This is a genomic window from Dyadobacter psychrophilus, assembly GCF_900167945.1.
In the GTDB taxonomy this organism is placed as follows: Bacteria; Bacteroidota; Bacteroidia; order Cytophagales; family Spirosomataceae; genus Dyadobacter; species Dyadobacter psychrophilus.
In genome coordinates, this window is the sequence record NZ_FUZA01000012.1 from 50819 (window position 1) to 68977 (window position 18159).

The window sequence follows — 18159 nt, forward strand, 5'->3', positions numbered from 1 at the left end:
CAATGGATAGCGGAATATTAATTGAGTCATTCGCCGAGTTCGCAAGCTCTAAAAACATCGATCGCCCAACGATGATCAGTGTTTTGGAAGAAGTGTTTCGTACAATGATTCGCAAGAAATACGGCACTGATGATAATTTTGATGTAATCATTAACCCAGAAAGCGGTGACCTTGAAATGTGGCGGACGCGCGAAATCGTTGACGACAACTCAGAGGACATTTGGGACTATAACAAGATACCACTGGCGGAAGCCCGCAAAATTCAGGGTGACTTTGAAGTTGGTGAAGAAGTTGCAGAAGAAGTTAAGCTGGTTGAATTCGGCCGCAGGCTCGTTCAAACGGCAAGACAGACTTTGATCCAGAAAATCAAGGACATGGAAAAAGAAATCATGTTCGAAAAATATAAGGATCAGGTTGGCGAAATGATCACGGGTGAGGTTTATCAGACACTCCGGCACGAAGTGATCATTGTTGACTCAGAAGGCAACGAACTTTCGCTTCCACGCACAGAGCAGATTTCAAAAGACCGCTTCCGTAAGGGAGAATCCGTTAAGTCTGTTATCCATAAAGTGGAAATGAACAATGGTTCTCCTAAAATCACACTATCAAGAACTTCACCTGTTTTTCTTGAAAGATTGTTTGAAGTTGAAATTCCTGAGATTTACGATGGAATTATTTCAGTAAGACGTGTTGTTCGTGAACCAGGGGAGCGCGCCAAAGTTGCAGTAGAATCATACGACGACAGAATTGACCCGGTTGGTGCTTGCGTGGGAATGAAAGGATCTCGTATCCATTCGATCGTACGTGAACTTGGTAACGAGAATATAGATGTTATCAATTACACAGACAACCTTGAACTGCTGATCAGCAGGGCGCTTAGTCCGGCCAAAGTTAGTTCAATGCAGATTGACCGCGATGCAAAGCGTGTTTCTGTTTTCCTTAAACCCGATCAGGTTTCACTTGCAATCGGTAAAGGTGGCCAGAACATTAAACTCGCTGGCAAGCTTGTTGGAATGGAAATTGATGTTTTCAGAGACATTGAAGAGCAAAACGACGAAGACGTTGATTTGACAGAATTCTCTGATGAAATTGATGAATGGATTATCAGTGAACTGCACAAAATTGGTCTGGACACAGCCAAAAGCGTGCTGGCGCTTAATAAAGAAGAACTTGTCAGGAGAACCGATCTTGAAGAAGCTACGGTTGAAGAAGTTCTTGACATTCTTCGAAAAGAGTTTGAATAATTTACAATAACCGGCAGTTTTAATCCAGGGGTTAGATCTGCCAATGCAAAACTTTTTCTACTAATTGCTAATATGGCAGAAGATAAAATGATGCGCCTTAGCCAAGTGGCACGGATCCTGAACGTAGGAATTACTACGATCGTGGATCACCTGTCTGCCAAAGGGTATAAGGTGGAGAGTAACCCGAATACAAAGATTAATTCTGATCAGATTGAATTTCTTGCAAAGGATTTCAAATCTGATGATCTGAAATCATCCCTTTCCTTTAAACCTGTTCAGACTGAAACTCCGGTAGAAACCAGGGAAGAAAAAGTTAAAAGTGATGTTGATGGAATTCTTTACTTCCGTAACAGTGCTTCGAAACCCGAAGAGAAACCTGTCGTTGAAGAAAGCGAATCCAGCGCTCAGCCGGCTTTTGAGAACCGCCTGCCTGGAATTAAGGTAGTGGGTAAAATAGATTTAGACGCAAAACGAGTTGCGCCTGCCGCACCTGTTGAGGAGCCCAAAACTGAAGCACCTAAGGAAGTTGCTTCAGAAAAAGTAGAAACCCCCGCTGCTGTCGTTGAACCAAAACCGGAACCAAAGCCAGAACCTGTTGCTGAGGTGAAACCAGTGGTTGAAGCTGTAGAGCAAAAAGCGCCTGAAAAACCGGAAGAGCCTGTAAAAGAGCAGCCCAAAGCTGAGCAGCCACAGGAAACCAAGGTTGTTGAAGAGCCCAAACCGGTTGTTGCTTCAATTCCAGAAGAAAAGCCACAGGCAGAAACGCCAGCGCCAGCGCCTGTTGCTGAAACACCTAAGGTTGCAGAACCAGTGGTTGCACCGGCAGAGCCTGAACCCGCAGCTCCAAGTGAAGAATCAGGTGAATCCAACCTGATTGAAGCCAAAGGAGAGCAGCTACGCGGACTTCGCGTGATTGGTAAAATTGAGCTTCCTTCTGATAAGATTAAGAAAAAAGATCCTGTTGCATCCAGCAGCGATACAGCAGCAGATAAAAAACGTCGCAGAAAACGCAAGAGAATTCGTGATGGCGTAGTGGTAGCCGGTGAAAACCGTCCAGCTGCAACACCGACTGATCCGAATGCGCCTGCCAGACCCAAAGAAGCAAATGTGCCGCCGGCGGGAAACCGTACAGGCAACCGTCCTGCTACACCAGGAGCACCTGCTACGCCAGGCACAACCCCGCCAGCAGGCAATGCACCCGCCAGAAGCGGGCCGGGTAACCGCAGTAACGCAGCTGGCAATAACCGCCGAGGTGTTAAAAGAGAAGAGGTTTCAGATAAAGAAGTTTCAGATAACATTAAAGCAACCATGGCGCGCATGGGCGGTGGAAACACCCGAAATGTCGGCCGCGGAGGAAAAGGAACACGTCGCAGGGACCGCGGAGATCAGAACGATCCCAATGGCTTTGATTCAGACGAAACAAAAGTTTTGCGCGTAACAGAATTCGTTTCGGCAAACGATTTGGCTTCATTAATGGACGTAACAGTTCAGGAAGTAATTTCGGTTTGTATGAGCATGGGTATGTTCGTTTCGATCAACCAGCGTTTGGATGCAGAAGCGATCACATTTATAGCCGACGAATTCGGATTTGAAGTAGCCTTTATTTCTGCCGAAGAAGAAGTGCAGAATGATGTGCAGGAAGAAGTCGATGCAGAAGAGAGCCTGAAAGAAAGAGCGCCTATCGTTACCATTATGGGTCACGTTGACCACGGTAAAACATCGCTTCTTGATTATATCCGTCAGGAGAACGTTGCCAGCGGTGAAGCAGGTGGAATTACCCAGCACATTGGTGCTTACAGCGTAAAAACCAAAACCGGCAAGCAGGTAACATTCCTTGATACACCAGGTCACGAAGCATTTACAGCCATGCGTGCACGTGGTGCCAACGTTACAGACGTTGTTATTATCGTAATCGCTGCTGACGACAGCGTAATGCCCCAGACACGTGAAGCGATTAATCACGCCCAGGTTGCCGGTGCACCAATAGTATTTGCATTTAGTAAAGTAGATAAGGCCGGGGCCAACACGGAAAAAATTCGTGAAGAGCTGGCCAATATGAACCTTTTGGTTGAAGAATGGGGTGGTAAATACCAGACTCAGGAAATATCATCCAAATCAGGTTTGGGTATCGATGAGCTGCTTGAAAAAGTTTTGCTTGAAGCCGAATTGCTTGAATTGAAAGCAAATCCGGATCGCCGCGCAGCAGGAGCGGTAGTAGAAGCATCCCTTGACAAAGGTCGTGGATATGTCACTACCATTCTCGTTCAGACAGGAACATTGAAAGTGGGAGATGTTGTATTGGCAGGATCTCACTACGGAAAGGTGAAAGCCATGACGGATTACCTGGGTAAAAAGCTGAAAACTGCCGGACCTTCTATGCCGGTTCAGTTGCTTGGTTTGAACGGAGCGCCACAGGCAGGTGATCGTTTCAATGTCTTTGAAAATGAACGCGATGCCCGTGATATCGCAACCAAACGCGAGCAGATCCAGCGCGAGCAGTCTATCAGGACGCGTAAGCACATTACCCTTGAAGAGATCGGACGTCGTAAGGCAATCGGAAGCTTCCGTGAATTGAACCTGATCGTTAAAGGTGACGTGGATGGTTCGGTTGAAGCCCTTTCTGATTCGCTATTGCAACTTTCAACATCTGAGGTGCAGGTGAACATTATCCACAAAGCTGTGGGTCAGATATCTGAGTCCGATGTTAACCTTGCAATCGCTTCTGATGCGATCGTGATAGGATTCCAGGTTCGTCCATCTGCAAATGCTAAGAAAATGGCAGAGCAGGATCAAATCGAAATCCGTCATTACTCGGTAATTTACCAGGCAATCGACGAGATCAAAGATGCGATGACGGGTATGCTTGCTCCTTCTATTGAAGAGATCATCACCGGAAATATCGAGGTGCGCGAAGTCTTCAAGATCAGCCGTATTGGAACAATCGCAGGTTGCTACGTTACGGATGGCTATGTGAAGCGTAGCAATAAAATCCGCATAGTGCGCGAAGGAATCGTATTGCTAACGGGTGAAATCGACTCGCTGAAACGTTATAAAGACGATGTTCAGGAAGTTAGAAACGGTTATGAGTGCGGTCTGAGCATTAAGAATTTCAATGACATCGAAGTGGGTGACATCATCGAAAGCTTCGAGCTTCGTGAAGTGAAAAGAACTCTTTAACAGTCAAGTCATATATCAAAAAGGCCTGCACGGAGATCTGTGCAGGCCTTTTTATTTGCTTAACATCTCGATGTTACTTCATATATTCTTTGTCAAGAAATAAATACCTCTCTGTGTCACTATCCGTTTTCTGCTCGCTTTTCACGTCAATGTCCATATACTTTGGCGCATTACCTGTAAGCGCGTCCCATTGAGGCAGCCCTTTGCCATTTGGATTGCCTGTTTTGATAAAATTTGCAAAGTAATCCACCATGGTAGCAGAAACCTTGTAGTCATCTGGCGTCCAGTCATAGACTTTATTGCTGGCCAGGTTTCCTAATGCATACTCAATTTCGGAGGCGTGGGCCGCTCCTACCGGAGCCGGCGCGGCTGGTGCAGCTTTGGCAGCATCACCCTTTATGACGCCTCCCGCAAGACCCGGTTTTGCATTCCCCATCGCAGCTGACATGGCCGGACGGATGCGCGAGAATACATAACGGTACACTGGTTTTCCACCCGTTTTCATTTGCAGATCAGCCCATTTCCAGGTGCTATACACAATAAACCGGTCGCTGGAAAGCGCTGTTGCCGCCTTAACAACATCTGCATCCGAAGCCGCCGGATACAATTTCAGGACCTGATCCGCTTTTCCGTTATATAAGCTGGTCAGTGCTTTCTTGTAATTTTCAAGCGTTGGCGCATCCGCCTTTAAAACAACCTGGTAAGGCACCTCGGCCGAATTCCATCCTACTAAAATGGGTATACGCGCTTGCTGGCCGGCCTGGAAAATTTCAGGTAAAGTTTTCGGCAAGAAATAGCCATCAATGGTCGGCGTAGTTGCAGTGCGTGTTTGGCCGGGTGTGTAGGCTACCTCCAAAAGATCGGCTGCTGACAACGCACGCAGCTGAGCAAGCGAACTGCCCGTTTTGACGCCCGCTGCAAATGCAGCCCCTATCTTTTCAGCTTCCGCCAGCGGTATAGAAGCCAGCGTAGGATTAATGGCCGCGCCACTCTCCCCTATTGCACCCACGATCAAATCTTTGGACAAGGGCGAGGCCATCTGCACGGACACAGAAATTGAACCCGCAGATTCTCCTGCTATGGTTACGTGCTTTGGATCCCCACCGAATTTATCAATGTTCTTTTGCACCCATAGCAACGCTGCATGCTGATCCAGGTAACCGTAATTTCCAGAAGACTTGTTGGGTGATTCCTTAGTCAGCTCAGGATGTGAGAAAAAGCCGAAGATTCCCAGCCGGTAATTCAAGGTAACGACAACAATCCCTTTTTTGGCTAACGTCTCTCCATCATATCTTGGCTCCGATCCGTCGCCGGCCGCAAGCCCGCCTCCATAAAAATACACCAGAACAGGCAGCTTCTCCTTCATGGTTTTGCCAGGTGTCCAAACATTCAGATACAGACAATCCTCGCTCATATCTTTCGATCGGAACCCCATATCGCCAAATATAGGTTTCTGCATGGGCTTGTTGCCAAACTGGTCTGCTTTGCGCACGCCATCCCAGTTTTTTGCAGGTTGCGGCTCTTTCCAGCGCAGGTCACCGACAGGCGGGGCGGCGAAAGGCACACCTTTGAAAATCAGCAGCTCAGAGCCGGCCTCTCTGGTTCCTTCCAGTATCCCGTTCTCTACGGTTACCTGATTGCTGGTCTGCGCAAAAAGTGTCATTGTTGTTGTAATGCAGCAAAAAACGGCTGCCAGTAACGGTTTGAACATTGTAGTCAGGTTAACAGTTTGTAAAATTTTAAGAACTAATCAGACATAAATTTATTATTGTATCATTATGTTACAATAATAATTTAAATTCTTTCTGTTAGCAAATCTTTTTGTTACTTGCCTTAGCTATCACAAAGCCAAGCATGGATCAGGAATTTAAAAAGCAAGAAACAAACTCTACCGGAACAGGATATTTGCCGGGACTAGCCATAGATACGGTAATTTTTGGATTTCACGAAAGTGAATTGAAAGTGCTTTTACTTACTTACAAGAACACCGGCTTTTTCGCATTACCAGGTGGCTTCGTCCATGAAGATGAAGATATTAACCAGGCCGCAAGACGCATTCTTTTTCATCGCACCGGACTCAAAGATATTTATCTGGAACAGTTCTACACTTTTGGGGACAAAAGCCGGCACGACACTGCCCCGCTGAAAAAAATCATGGCCGCACGCGGATTTTTTCCCGAAGACAATCACTGGCTTTTGAGCCGATTCGTATCTATCGGCTATTATGCATTGGTGGATTTCACAAAAGCAATTCCCTCGCCCGACAGCATTTCCGATAGTTGTGACTGGTTTAATCTGACTGATCTTCCTGGCCTGATGCAGGATCACCAGCACATTATAGCCAAGGCCTTGCAGACCATTCAATTAGATCTGGATCACAAACTGATCGGATTTAACCTCCTGCCCGAACACTTCACCATGGGTGAGCTACAAGGGCTTTACGAAACCATTTTGAACAAAAAACTACTCCGGGCGGCTTTCCAGCGTAAAATGCTAAGTTTCGGTGTACTGGAAAGAATTGCCAAAAAGTGGACCGGAGGCGCTCACAAGGCTCCATATTTATATAAATTCATTTCTGGCAGCAAATAAAAAAGAGCAAAACGGCTCATCATTATAATGCGTCAATGTCCTCGCTGCGGGTAAGCATGCCGCTGACCGGACAAGTACATCCGCCCGAAGCAGCCATTTCATTGAGATTTTGACAGTAGTCCTGAAATGTGTCAAAGATCCCGGATTTTGTATTAATGCGCAGCATGAGCCTGCAATACCTTTGTAGGGTATTAAAAATGAAAATATCATGTCAAAAATAATTCTGATTACAGGCGCTTCCCGGGGCTTTGGTAGACTTTGGGCTAATGCACTTTTAAAGCGCGGCGATAAGGTTGCTGCAACCGCAAGAAACATAGAAGACCTCAATGATCTCATTGAAACATTTGGTGACGCCGTTCTTCCCATTCAGCTTGATGTTAACGACAGAGAAGCTTGCTTTGCAGCAGTCAATAAAGTCGTTGCCAATTTTGGGCGTATCGATGTGTTGATCAATAATGCCGGTTTCGGTTTGTTTGGTGCAATTGAAGAGACAACCGAAAAACAGGCCCGGGCTCAAATTGAAACGAACTTTTTTGGACTTCTGTGGGTAACTCAGGCTGTTATTCCAATCATGCGAGCGCAGAAAAGCGGGCATATCATTCAGGTTTCCAGTTTCCTGGGGCTGGTAACACTTCCGGTTCTGGGGATTTATAATGCCTCGAAGTATGCCGTTAATGGTCTGAGTGAAACTCTTGCCAGCGAAGTAAAAGACTTTGGCATTAAAGTAAGTCTGATCGAACCCAACGGCTTTTCAACCGACTGGTCAGGAGCGTCGGCCATGCAGACTGAGCCTACCGAAATTTATGCACCCATCAAGCAAGCATTTTTCGAAAGTGCTACACCCGATAGCTGGGGAAATCCTGAATCGACCACAAGTGCCGTGTTGCAATTAATCGATTCTGCAAATCCTCCGCTTCATTTTTTGCTGGGTAAAGTGGCATATCCAGGTGTAAAACAAGTTTATAGTCAGCGACTGGCTGAGTTTGAAGCCTGGAAGGAAGTTTCGGCAGGCGCCCACGGTCACTAACCAATGCCCACTCCTGTAAAAACTGTAACACAATCTGCAAACTAATCGACGTAGATTGTGTTACATTAATAAATGAATCGGAATGAAACATTATAAAAATCTAAACGAATTACACAGGGAAAACGGGTTTTCTCCAAATGAAAATCCGCTCTTCGGCATCGTTCAATGTAATGGAATGTGCTCGCTGGGCGACCGGGAGTTTACAAGTGATTTTTATATGATCGGATTTAAAAAACTCAAATCCGGCGTTATTCTTTATGGTCGCACCAAATATGATCATGATTGCGGCTCAATGATGTTTGTCAAGCCACGGCAGATCATAGAAATGAAAAACCTTCATCTGGATCAAGATGGATTCCTGATGTTCATCCATGAAGACTTCCTGAATGGTCATACCCTGCACAATGAAATAAAAAAATATCATTACTTCGATTACGAGACTAATGAGGCCCTGCACGTTTCGCCGAAAGAGGAAACGACGATTTGGGAATTATACCGGAAGATTGAAAATGAATATCAAAACAACCAGGACGAATTCAGCCGGGAAATCATTTTAGCCAATGTTGACACCCTGCTTAAATATGCCCAACGGTTTTATAAAAGACAGTTCATTAACCGTTCCGAAATCTCAGGCAAAACTGTTACCAGGTTTATGGAAGAAATGGACAAATACGTATCGAGCGGGTTTCTAACAAATAAGGGTCTCCCATCTGTTCATTATATGGCTGAAAAGCTAGCCATATCAGCGGGATATTTAACCGACGTATTAAAACAGGAAAGCGGAAAAACCGCGCTGGAACACATTCATATTTACCTGATATCAGAGGCGAAAAACCGGCTTAAATCAGAAGATAGGACGGTTTCAGAAATTGCCTATGCACTGGGTTTTGAGAATTTATCCTATTTTTCAAGGCTTTTCAAAAAAGAAGTCGGCACCACTCCTGTTTTGTTTAAAAAACAAAACCTTAACTAAACGTGCTCGTCGGGATCCGGTGCCAAGACGACCTTAAATATAAATTAGATGCAAAAATCTAGAATCTCCAGCATTATCGAAACCCGCGTGCCTGAGCGGCACCTTGGGAAGTTCCTGCCAGAGGTCGACTTAACCAATCCTTACAATGTGATCGTATTAGCAGTTCCTACATTATCCAAAGAGTCTGAAAATGGCCTTACCAAACTTTCAAAACGGCTTCCGCATCGCTACACCCAACACGGTTATGCACGAAAATGAAGTCCTGATCCTGTTTGGAGAATTAACGTATATTGAAAAGCTGATGCATTGAAAAATTTACCAATTTGGAATTGATTACCTATAACTGAGGATCTTATGAAATTTAATTGCAAAACTTTGTACCTTTAAAAGAATAAAGAATTCTCCACCTTCTACTCCCAATTACAATGAAAACCTTATCCACAGTAACGTTGCTATTTGGAATGCTTGTAGTACATTATTCCGGAATTGCGCAAAGCCGGACGATGGCTAAACCGGGGGAAAATGTTTGGGTTTTTGTCAATTCAGTAAAAGCCGACAAGCGCCCGCAATTTGAGCAATTCCTGCATGAAGTTTTCTGGCCGGGAGCAGAAAAGCTTAGTGGTGATGATAAAAAAGTGTTTTCTCAGACCCGCATTCTGCATCCAACGACGGCAGAAGCGGATGGCACTTATTCGTATCTTTTTGTGATGGATCCTGTGCTAAAAGGTGGAGATTATGATATTACAAGTTTACTAACGAAAATGTTCGGCGAGGCCAAGGCACGCGAATATCAAAAAATGTTTGATGATGCTTCTTCTGGCCCCCAAAAAGGCTACTTATTGACCCAGTCTAAAAATTAGGCAGCATCCGAACTCTCTAGAAATCAACCCGTGATTTTAGAGCCCTAGTAGGCCCTGCTTAAAAATAATTCTTACTCGCTCCGAAGAACATCGACGGGGTTTACTTCTTGCAGCCTTCAATGTCTGTGAACCGATGATGATATATACGATCGCCAGCGCGGCCAGCAAGCCCGCATATTGACGTGGCTCCAAAAAACGGTATCCATTTTCACACAACATGATACGAAATGGGAATTCAGAAAGGTAGTAAAATCCGAATTAATTGAATTTGCCGGTTAAAGCCTTTACTTCACTTGAATGCCATCTTTGACCACCACTTTAACCTGGGACAGCGTAGCGGCAAAGTCGTTTTCCAAATCCCCCTCAAAGAATACAAGATCTGCTTTCATACCTTTTCGAATGGTTCCGATCTGATTTTCTGCGCGTAACGCTTTGGCAGCATTTACAGTGGCATACTGCAATACCTCGGTGACAGGAATGCCTGCCTCATAATAAGATACAAGTACATCGACTGAACTTTTCCCGCGATCAAGGCCTTCAATATCTACGTAATAATCGGAACCAAAAACGATATTGACCCCTTTGCTGGCAGCCCTTTTCAGCCGGTCATGCATTCCTTGCAAACTGCTTTCAAGATAATCATCAGCTTGTTTTCCCTTCATACCAATCCCTTCAACCATGATCTTACCTTGTTTTTGCGATACATCTGTTGCCACAAGGTAAACGCTGCGTTGTGCCATCAGTTGGATTGTGCTGTCAGACAGCGTGTATCCATGCTCAATTCCGTTAACGCCGGCAAGTACTGCATTACGCGCAGCTTTGTCCGAAACGGTGTGAGCTGTTACTGGTAGACCGTGCGTTTTTGCGGCTTCAACGATTGCGACAAGTATATCTTTTTTCAACAGTCCATGATCCGTATCGGCGCAAACCTTAATTACATTTACCCCCTGCCGTGCATGTAAAACGACCGCTTCCTTTGCATCCTGGGCATTGCGTATTATGCTATACTCCTGATCGACCAGGAAAGTATCGGCTGGTGCAAGTTTGGAAAACTGACCACCCGGACCACTTAGGATGGGGCCGGAGACAAACAAAGTCAGGTTACCCTTCTTAGTCGCAAGTTCTTTTTGCAGTTTGATGTCAAGATATTGGCCCGAGTTTCCAAGGTCAGGACTGGTGGTAATTCCTGCTTGCAGGCAACTATGTGCAAGTTTTAGCCCTTGCGCTATACGCTGCTGTGAAGGCACTTTCGAGGCATTGTTGAACCCGTCACTGGTTTTTGTTTGCTTTTGATTAAATACCAAATGCGTATGCATGTCAATCAAACCGGGAGTGGCAGTGCAGCTATTTAAATCAATCTCTTTGACACCCTTAGGCTTTTTTACGTTTGTCCCTACCTGCTGAATGATGCCGTCAGAGATTAGGATCTGCTGGTTCTTTAAAAACGTTTTTTTCTCAGAGTCATAGAGCTTTCCGGCCCGGATCAATAAGGATCCGGAATTTTGAGCATAGCTAGTTGTAGAAATTAAGAAGGCAAAAACAATAAGGATAATGCGCATACTCTAGTCGAGATAGGTTTTACTTCCATAGCATGCAAGCGGGGTGAGCTATGCATGTGAAAGTTCCTAGGATAGTGCAAACATATCGGACTTTTCTAATTGCGCTGGAAGTACGGGCTGCAGCAAAGCAAGCAGTTTTAAAAAATGAGCATATCTGGCGATCGGCACCAGCAAGGGTTTTCTCATTTACGCCGTGCCTTTTTCTTGGAGAAAACAATTGGAGAATCAAGCGTTGCACTATAACGCGCTTCTGTAACGGGTATGATCGTTGGCTCGGTAAGTGCAAACGTGTCGTAATAATATTTAATATATCCATCCTTCACGACGAATTGATAAGGCTCTCCTTTGTACATGCGATAAAGGCGTCCCTTCCTGCTTCGAAATCCCCAAACCGAGTCTTTTAGGATTTTTGTCTTATCGCCGTTTGTGTATTTGATTCGCATGTATTTACCAAACTTCTGAGGCCAAACATCGCGAATCGAACTGTCGGTCCGGGCATTTCCAATGTCTGCGCTTTGAAAGAACAAAGCTGCTGATTGTCCGAAGGCATTTTCTGCTAGGGATAGCAAAAATATAAAGACTAGATGATAACGCTTCATGTCGCAATCTTTTGAGCCATATAAAGTTAACTTAATTTAATTATGTCTTTTCAGTAATGGTAGCTCTTCCTTTGAAATTTTTGGCCGGATTCTTCTTGCAGGGTCAAATTCTGATGCTACAACTTTAATGGTAATCGTGTCGCCCACCCTCAAGTCCATGTCCACCCACTCAGGATGTTCGACCGTCACCGAATTAAGTCCTGAAACTGTCAGCGTCAATTCATCAGGTTCGGTTAGCCGGCGCAATGAAGTAAGTATGCATGTAACAACGTGGCGATCGGTATCAATACCTGCCTTGCATAAATGTTCTCCGTTAACTTGTACTTCGAATCCATAGTTTGACATACCGCTCAATCACAAAGAATTTTGAATAATTGGAATAAATATTCATTTAAATAAATATGATTCCTATTCAAAGAAGCTAAGGCAATGATTTATTAATCTAAGCGAGCTGTGCCTAGGCGCTTCCTACAATGCCCTGGTAAACCTTTAGAAGTGCTTAATTGCAGTACGTAATAGACGTAACAATTTCTTCACAATCTGTTAACTCAGGTAAAATGCCATAAGCAGACCTTTACTGGTCAAACAAACGAACGGTTATGCCATTGTTAAATTTTACCAGATTTTCACTTCTCATCATTTGTAGCTTCATTCTTTGTAACACTTCATTTGCCCAAAATGGGCTGATCACCGGTACGATTATGGATGCTCAAAAGCTTTCACTACCAGGCGCTACGCTCAAAATTACCCCCGGAAACCACTACACCATCTCGGATGTTCGAGGTAAGTTCGAGTTTCTGAATGTGCAGCCAGGAAATTATAAGCTGGAAGCTACTTATATGGGCTACCAGCCTATTAGCCAGGAGATTGCGGTAGAAAATGGCAAGATCACCTCATTGGACATTGTGATGCAAGACGGCGGGCTCTATATGAACGAGGTTGTTGTGCTTGGTGACCGTCTTAAAGGCCAGGCAAAGGCACTTAACCAGCAGCGTAATAATGAGAATATCAGCAATATCATTTCTTCCGACCAGGTGGGCCGGTTCCCTGATTCCAATATCGGTGATGCATTGAAAAGGGTACCAGGCATAACAATGCAGAATGACCAGGGTGAAGCACGAAATATCATTATTCGAGGGCTTGCCCCCGAGCTTAACTCGGTCACAATGAACGGTGACCGTATCCCTTCGGCCGAAGGAGACAACCGCCGGGTGCAGATGGACTTGATTCCATCGGATATGATCTCGACCATAGAAGTAAATAAAACGTTGACGCCCGATATGGATGCAGACGCAATTGGGGGTTCAGTAAACCTGGTAACACGGGCTGCGCCGAACGGTCAGCGGATTTCAGCGACACTATCAGGCGGCTACAATCCGATACGAGGAAAAGCATTGTATACGGGCGGGTTTGTATATGCCAACCGTTTTGCCAAAAATGCAATCGGAATGGTTTTGAGCGGTTCCTACAACAACAATACCTACGGTTCTGACGATGTAGAAGCGTCGTGGACCCGCGACGATTTCGGAAACGTATACGCCAATGAAGCACAAATCCGCAAATACGATGTGCAGCGGATCAGACGCAGCCTGTCGGCCGCATTTGATATTAAATTAAGTGAAAACCATACCATTACAGCCAATGCGATGTACAACTGGCGTTACGACCGTGAAAACCGGTACCGTCTTGGCATCGACGACATTGAACCTACTTATGATGATGCCAACAATATCTCGGGATATGAGGGCAGGGTGAGCCGCGAAACCAAAGGAGGCATCGACAACAGCCTCAATAAAGGTGGGCGCTTGGAAGACCAGCGTGTACAGAACTATTCATTAAAGGGAGAGCATTTGTTGAGCCCGAAAGTAGACATGGACTGGAGTGTGAGCTACTCGACTGCCAGCGAAGACCGGCCCAACGAGCGCTACGTCAACTTCCGGGAAGGTGGCAATGCATTAATTTACAATGGAGACAGCCGCTTTCCGTTGTTTTCGACGCCTGACCTAGACCAGGGTTCATTGAATCTCAATGAGCTCACCGAAAACCACGACTTCACAAAGGAATCGGAACTTGGGGCGAAATTGAATTTCCGGTTTCCCTTTTCGGTAATCGCTGACCAGAAAGGTCGTATGAAAGTAGGTGGCCGGGTTAGGATAAAGACAAAAGACCGTGACAATATCTTCTATGAATACTCCCCCATTGATGAAGATATGATAGCCAATCTGGGCAGCGTGAATACAGTAAACTGGTCGGGAGAGAATTTTCAGGCGGGTTCGCATTTGGTGCCAGGACTTTTTGCCAGCAAGAACTATCTGGGAACACTAAATCTGAGAAATTCCAGCCAGTTCGAACAGGAAGCCGTAGCCAGCGAATTCCTTGGCGCCAATTACAATGCGAAGGAAAATATTCTTGCAGGTTACGTCCGCTGGGACCAGGATTTTTCTGAAAAGTTATCAATGATCCTGGGGGCACGTCTTGAAAACACATCAATTGACTACACCGGAAACCTGATCACTGATGAAGAAGAATTGACCGGCACGCGCAATGTGAAAAATGACTATTTGAACGTCATGCCCTCGGTTTCATTTAAACTGAAAGCGACCGACGACCTGATCCTACGCACAGCAGCTACTACCGCATTGGCAAGGCCTAATTACTACGCATTGGCACCCTATATTAGCATCATACCGGGCGACCGCGAAATAACTGCTGGTAATCCAAATCTAAAAGCAACCTACTCATGGAATTTCGATTTTATGGCAGAAAATTACTTTCAGTCTGTCGGACTTGTTTCGGGTGGCGTGTTCTATAAAAACCTGAAAAATTTCATTTACACGTATCGCAACCAGCAGTATACAACTGCTGCATTTGCTTCGGACTTTCCAGGTCAGATCAACCCGATCGGCGAAGGAGAGACATGGGATTTTTTCCAATCCAGGAATGGTCAGAGCGTTAATGTCTTTGGTATTGAAGTAGCTTTTCAACGCCAGCTTGACTTCCTGCCAGGCTTTCTAAAGAATTTTGGTATTTATACAAATTACACTTTCACAAAGTCTTTTGCAAAAGGGGTTTACAATGAAGATGGCGATGTTAGAACGGACGTGACTTTGCCGGGGACTGCGCCGCACATGTTTAATGCATCGCTTTCATGGGAGGACAAAAAGTTCTCTGCACGCATTTCGGCCAATTATACGGCAGCCTATCTGGATGAACTTGGAGGAGAAGAGTTTGATGACATTTATTATGACAAGCAGTTCTTCCTGGATGCCAATGCTGCATATAAGATCACCAAAAACCTTCGCATATTCGCAGAAGCAAATAATTTGACCAACCAACCCCTGCGTTACTATCAAAGCATTTCCTCACGTACGGTACAGGCTGAATACTATCGCCCACGCTTCAACATGGGCTTGAAATTTGACCTTACTAAATAGTTTTTGAACATGAAGTTACCCTACCAATTATACCTGGCTTCGCTGATCACCTTGGCGGCATGTAACAGTAAAACCTCCGATCAGAAAGCCCAAACCAGTACTGTGTCAATCGATACGAATAATGTGCTTCAACCACTAGTCATAACCGACACAACGATCCATGACACAGACGATCCAGCGATATGGATCAATCCGGCTGATCCGGCCAAAAGTCTGATTATCGGAACTGACAAGGATATTGACGGCGGTTTGTATGTATTTGATCTGAATGGAAAAATACAGGCAGGTAAGGTGGTCCGGAATTTACAGCGGCCCAACAACGTAGATGTCGCTTACGGCCTTGTCCTGAATGGAAAAGCGACTGATATTGCAGTGGTCACAGAGCGTAAGGCCAATAAGATCCGCATTTACAGTCTACCAGATATGAAGGCGATCGACAATGGCGGAATTGATGTTTTTACTGGCGAAACCGAGCGTGATCCCATGGGTATTTCGCTTTACACCCGGTCTTCCGATAAAGCCATTTTTGCAATCGTTGGCCGGAAATCGGGCCCGGCCGACGGCTACTTGTGGCAATACCAGCTGAGTGACGATGGAAAAGGTAACGTAAAAGCAGACATCGTGCGCAAATTTGGAAAGTATAGTGGTAAGAAAGAGATCGAATCCATTGCAGTCGATAATGAATTGGGGTACGTATACTACTCCGACGAACAATTCGGTATACGCAAATATTATGTCAATCCTGATAGCAGCGGCAAGGAGCTCTCGATAATCCCAAATACTGGTTTTGCCGAAGACAACGAGGGAATATCGATTTACAAAACAGGTGACAAAACAGGTTACCTTCTGGTCTCAGACCAGGGAGCTGACAAGTTTCACATTTTCAAACGGGAGGGGGAGAAAGATAATCCGCACCAGAACAAACTGGTACGGATTGTTAAAGTCGCCGCTCACAAAAGTGATGGCTCAGATCTGACAAACTTATCTCTGAACCCTGCTTTTCAAAACGGGCTTTTCGTGGCCATGTCAGAAGGAAAGGTTTTCCATTACTATCGTTGGGAAGACATCATTGGGAAAGCCGCAAAAAAGTAATATTATCTGGCAGCAAATCCGGCGGAGTTCTTTGATCCAAGGCCGGCTTTGCTACCTAACTATATTACAAACGATTTTATAGATTGCATCCGATAACAGATCTGCGTCGCTTTGCTTATCAAGCATTTGTTTGACCACGAGTGCATATAATAGTGAGCGTTACAGTAATTACTGGAATTCTGCTCAAATATTTATGTGCTCGACAAATTCTTTGAGCAGCCTATTATGCCAATAAGCAACTGGGAAGGATCGAATTTAGCAAGCCCTTCATTTCTAGAATTCTTTCAATACAACTACCAACAACCCGGGCTGGAAGATTTTGCTGGATGGTTACGATCATTTCTCTCAACAGATGAGTTTACTCAGGCGGCAAGCCGGTTTATCGAGCTCAGCAAAGCATTGAACCATGAGGATGATACTGAAAAAAGATCTTATCTGGTTGAGCAGATCTCACTGTTAGAGAAGGGAAATACCTTTATTACTTGATAAAGCATATAATACCGATAATTCCCATTCCTTATATTTGATTCAAATTATTTGCGGGACTGACATGAAATTATTGTTCAAAACAGTTTTCTCCACCTGGCTTTTATGCCTAATCGGGTGCAATGAAAGCCAAGAGCCACAAAAAGCTCAATGTGGTTGTGACAGTGATGCAGAAGCCACAATCAACAATATATCTGGCAAAATAGAATTTGATACTTCTAAACAGCCTATTTTCTACAGACTCCAAGGATACTATGCGACTGGATTAGCAGTCTGTAATGACTCAACGTTTCAAACACTGCTGGCTCAAAATAAAATTATGAATGGCGATAGTGTCGTGTTTGGCGGAGAAGCAAAACATACGTGTACAGATTGTGAATTCTGCGGCTTAATTTCGATCACTTCTTTGACGAAAAAATAATCATCGGTACACAGTAAGCTGACTTTTGCGCAATCCAATGTTATCGTATTATACTAATATAGGTTGATAGTTATATTTTCCTCATTAAAATGCCTGAACGTGAGACAGACATCCATGTTCAGACAAAATGATACTTCTTCTATCTAATGCTGGTGGACTCGATTTAGATGATCTTGAAAACGAGATTGCGACGATTTTAAAGGAGCCTACTATCAAATGACCATCGAATAAAAAGGATGTCCTACAAAAGCACTGCCCCGATTTTACTTCTGACAGTCTACGTTAAGTATAAAGCAGTTACTTTTGCTAATTGAATCCCAACGAACAAGCAATTCCTCCTTACAGCCCTTGTAGGCTTCCCCTTTTTAGAGCGGTGTAGTTTTAGATTCGGTTATAAATTGTTCGCAATTAATTCTTCTTTTTTCATGGCATCTTCCGTTAGTAGTAGGCGCTTTTGATTCGGAGTTAGCCCCTTCATTGATCGGTGCGGGTGCTTGCTGTTGTAAGTGTCGAGCCATTTATCCGATAGAATTCGCAGCTGCTCCAAAGAATCAAAAAAGTAAGCATTCAGCACGTCTTCACGATATGTTCTGTTCAGTCGTTCATTAAATCCGTTCTGCATCGGTTTGCCTGGTTGAATGAATTTTTGCTCAATTTGCTTTTTCTCGCACCATTTGGCCAGTTTCTTGCTTATAAAT

General features: G+C 44.6%; 17 protein-coding genes. 11 read left to right on the forward strand and 6 right to left on the reverse strand.

Features of this window, described 5'->3' with window-relative positions; genetic code table 11:
• Positions 1-2 precede the first annotated feature (2 nt).
• Complete coding sequence (gene nusA / locus B5X68_RS26720; RefSeq protein ID WP_026631556.1) at positions 3-1244, forward strand: transcription termination factor NusA; 1242 nt, start codon at positions 3-5, stop codon at positions 1242-1244.
• Between the two features lie 72 nt (positions 1245-1316).
• A complete protein-coding gene (gene infB, locus B5X68_RS26725; RefSeq protein WP_082217835.1) occupies positions 1317-4421 on the forward strand; it encodes a translation initiation factor IF-2 in 3105 nt (1034 codons plus the stop codon).
• A gap of 73 nt (positions 4422-4494) precedes the next feature.
• On the opposite strand, the gene B5X68_RS26730 is transcribed toward infB, so the two are convergent.
• Positions 4495-6132, reverse strand: coding sequence for a carboxylesterase/lipase family protein (locus B5X68_RS26730; RefSeq protein ID WP_082217836.1), 1638 nt, complete (start codon positions 6130-6132; stop codon positions 4495-4497).
• Between the two features lie 143 nt (positions 6133-6275).
• Between B5X68_RS26730 and B5X68_RS26735 the strand changes: the two genes are divergently transcribed.
• On the forward strand, positions 6276-7010 hold the full coding sequence (locus B5X68_RS26735) for an NUDIX hydrolase (RefSeq protein ID WP_082217837.1): 735 nt from the start codon (positions 6276-6278) through the stop codon (positions 7008-7010).
• Between the two features lie 22 nt (positions 7011-7032).
• Here the strand turns inward: B5X68_RS26735 and B5X68_RS29040 are convergent, their stop codons facing one another.
• Entirely contained in the window at positions 7033-7176 is a 144-nt protein-coding gene (locus B5X68_RS29040; protein ID WP_170916742.1) for a hypothetical protein, read from the reverse strand.
• Positions 7177-7218: 42 nt separating this feature from the next.
• Between B5X68_RS29040 and B5X68_RS26740 the strand changes: the two genes are divergently transcribed.
• From B5X68_RS26740 to B5X68_RS26750, 4 genes are all read left to right on the forward strand, one after another.
• Positions 7219-8037 (forward strand): SDR family NAD(P)-dependent oxidoreductase, encoded by an 819-nt coding sequence (locus B5X68_RS26740; protein ID WP_082217838.1) that lies wholly within the window; start codon positions 7219-7221, stop codon positions 8035-8037.
• A gap of 82 nt (positions 8038-8119) precedes the next feature.
• On the forward strand, positions 8120-9010 hold the full coding sequence (locus B5X68_RS26745) for a helix-turn-helix domain-containing protein (protein WP_082217839.1): 891 nt from the start codon (positions 8120-8122) through the stop codon (positions 9008-9010).
• 48 nt (positions 9011-9058) lie between these two features.
• Positions 9059-9268 carry a hypothetical protein gene (locus tag B5X68_RS28730; RefSeq protein WP_141110435.1) on the forward strand — a complete coding sequence of 70 codons (210 nt, stop codon included), beginning with the start codon at positions 9059-9061 and terminating at the stop codon, positions 9266-9268.
• A 167-nt stretch (positions 9269-9435) separates the two neighbouring features.
• Positions 9436-9870, forward strand: a complete 435-nt coding sequence (locus tag B5X68_RS26750) for a hypothetical protein (protein WP_082217840.1) — start codon at positions 9436-9438, stop codon at positions 9868-9870.
• Positions 9871-10154: 284 nt separating this feature from the next.
• Here the strand turns inward: B5X68_RS26750 and B5X68_RS26755 are convergent, their stop codons facing one another.
• The 3 genes from B5X68_RS26755 to B5X68_RS26765 form a co-directional block, all read right to left on the reverse strand.
• On the reverse strand, positions 10155-11429 hold the full coding sequence (locus B5X68_RS26755) for an amidohydrolase family protein (RefSeq protein WP_082217841.1): 1275 nt from the start codon (positions 11427-11429) through the stop codon (positions 10155-10157).
• Between the two features lie 182 nt (positions 11430-11611).
• The gene (locus B5X68_RS26760) at positions 11612-12028 is read right to left on the reverse strand and encodes a hypothetical protein (protein WP_082217842.1); all 417 of its coding nucleotides are present in this window, start codon (positions 12026-12028) and stop codon (positions 11612-11614) included.
• Between the two features lie 36 nt (positions 12029-12064).
• Entirely contained in the window at positions 12065-12382 is a 318-nt protein-coding gene (locus tag B5X68_RS26765; protein WP_141110436.1) for a hypothetical protein, read from the reverse strand.
• A gap of 245 nt (positions 12383-12627) precedes the next feature.
• Between B5X68_RS26765 and B5X68_RS26770 the strand changes: the two genes are divergently transcribed.
• The 4 genes from B5X68_RS26770 to B5X68_RS26785 all read left to right on the forward strand — a co-directional run bounded on the left by B5X68_RS26770 (position 12628) and on the right by B5X68_RS26785 (position 17461).
• Entirely contained in the window at positions 12628-15462 is a 2835-nt protein-coding gene (locus B5X68_RS26770; RefSeq protein ID WP_082217844.1) for a TonB-dependent receptor, read from the forward strand.
• A 9-nt stretch (positions 15463-15471) separates the two neighbouring features.
• Positions 15472-16554: a phytase gene (locus B5X68_RS26775; RefSeq protein WP_082217845.1), complete on the forward strand. Its 1083-nt coding sequence runs from the start codon at positions 15472-15474 to the stop codon at positions 16552-16554.
• Positions 16555-16749: 195 nt separating this feature from the next.
• Positions 16750-17040 (forward strand): hypothetical protein, encoded by a 291-nt coding sequence (locus tag B5X68_RS26780; protein ID WP_141110437.1) that lies wholly within the window; start codon positions 16750-16752, stop codon positions 17038-17040.
• A gap of 64 nt (positions 17041-17104) precedes the next feature.
• Positions 17105-17461, forward strand: coding sequence for a hypothetical protein (locus tag B5X68_RS26785; protein ID WP_082217847.1), 357 nt, complete (start codon positions 17105-17107; stop codon positions 17459-17461).
• 391 nt (positions 17462-17852) lie between these two features.
• On the opposite strand, the gene B5X68_RS26790 is transcribed toward B5X68_RS26785, so the two are convergent.
• The coding region (locus B5X68_RS26790; protein WP_141110229.1) for an integrase core domain-containing protein at positions 17853-18159 on the reverse strand (307 nt) is incomplete at its 5' end.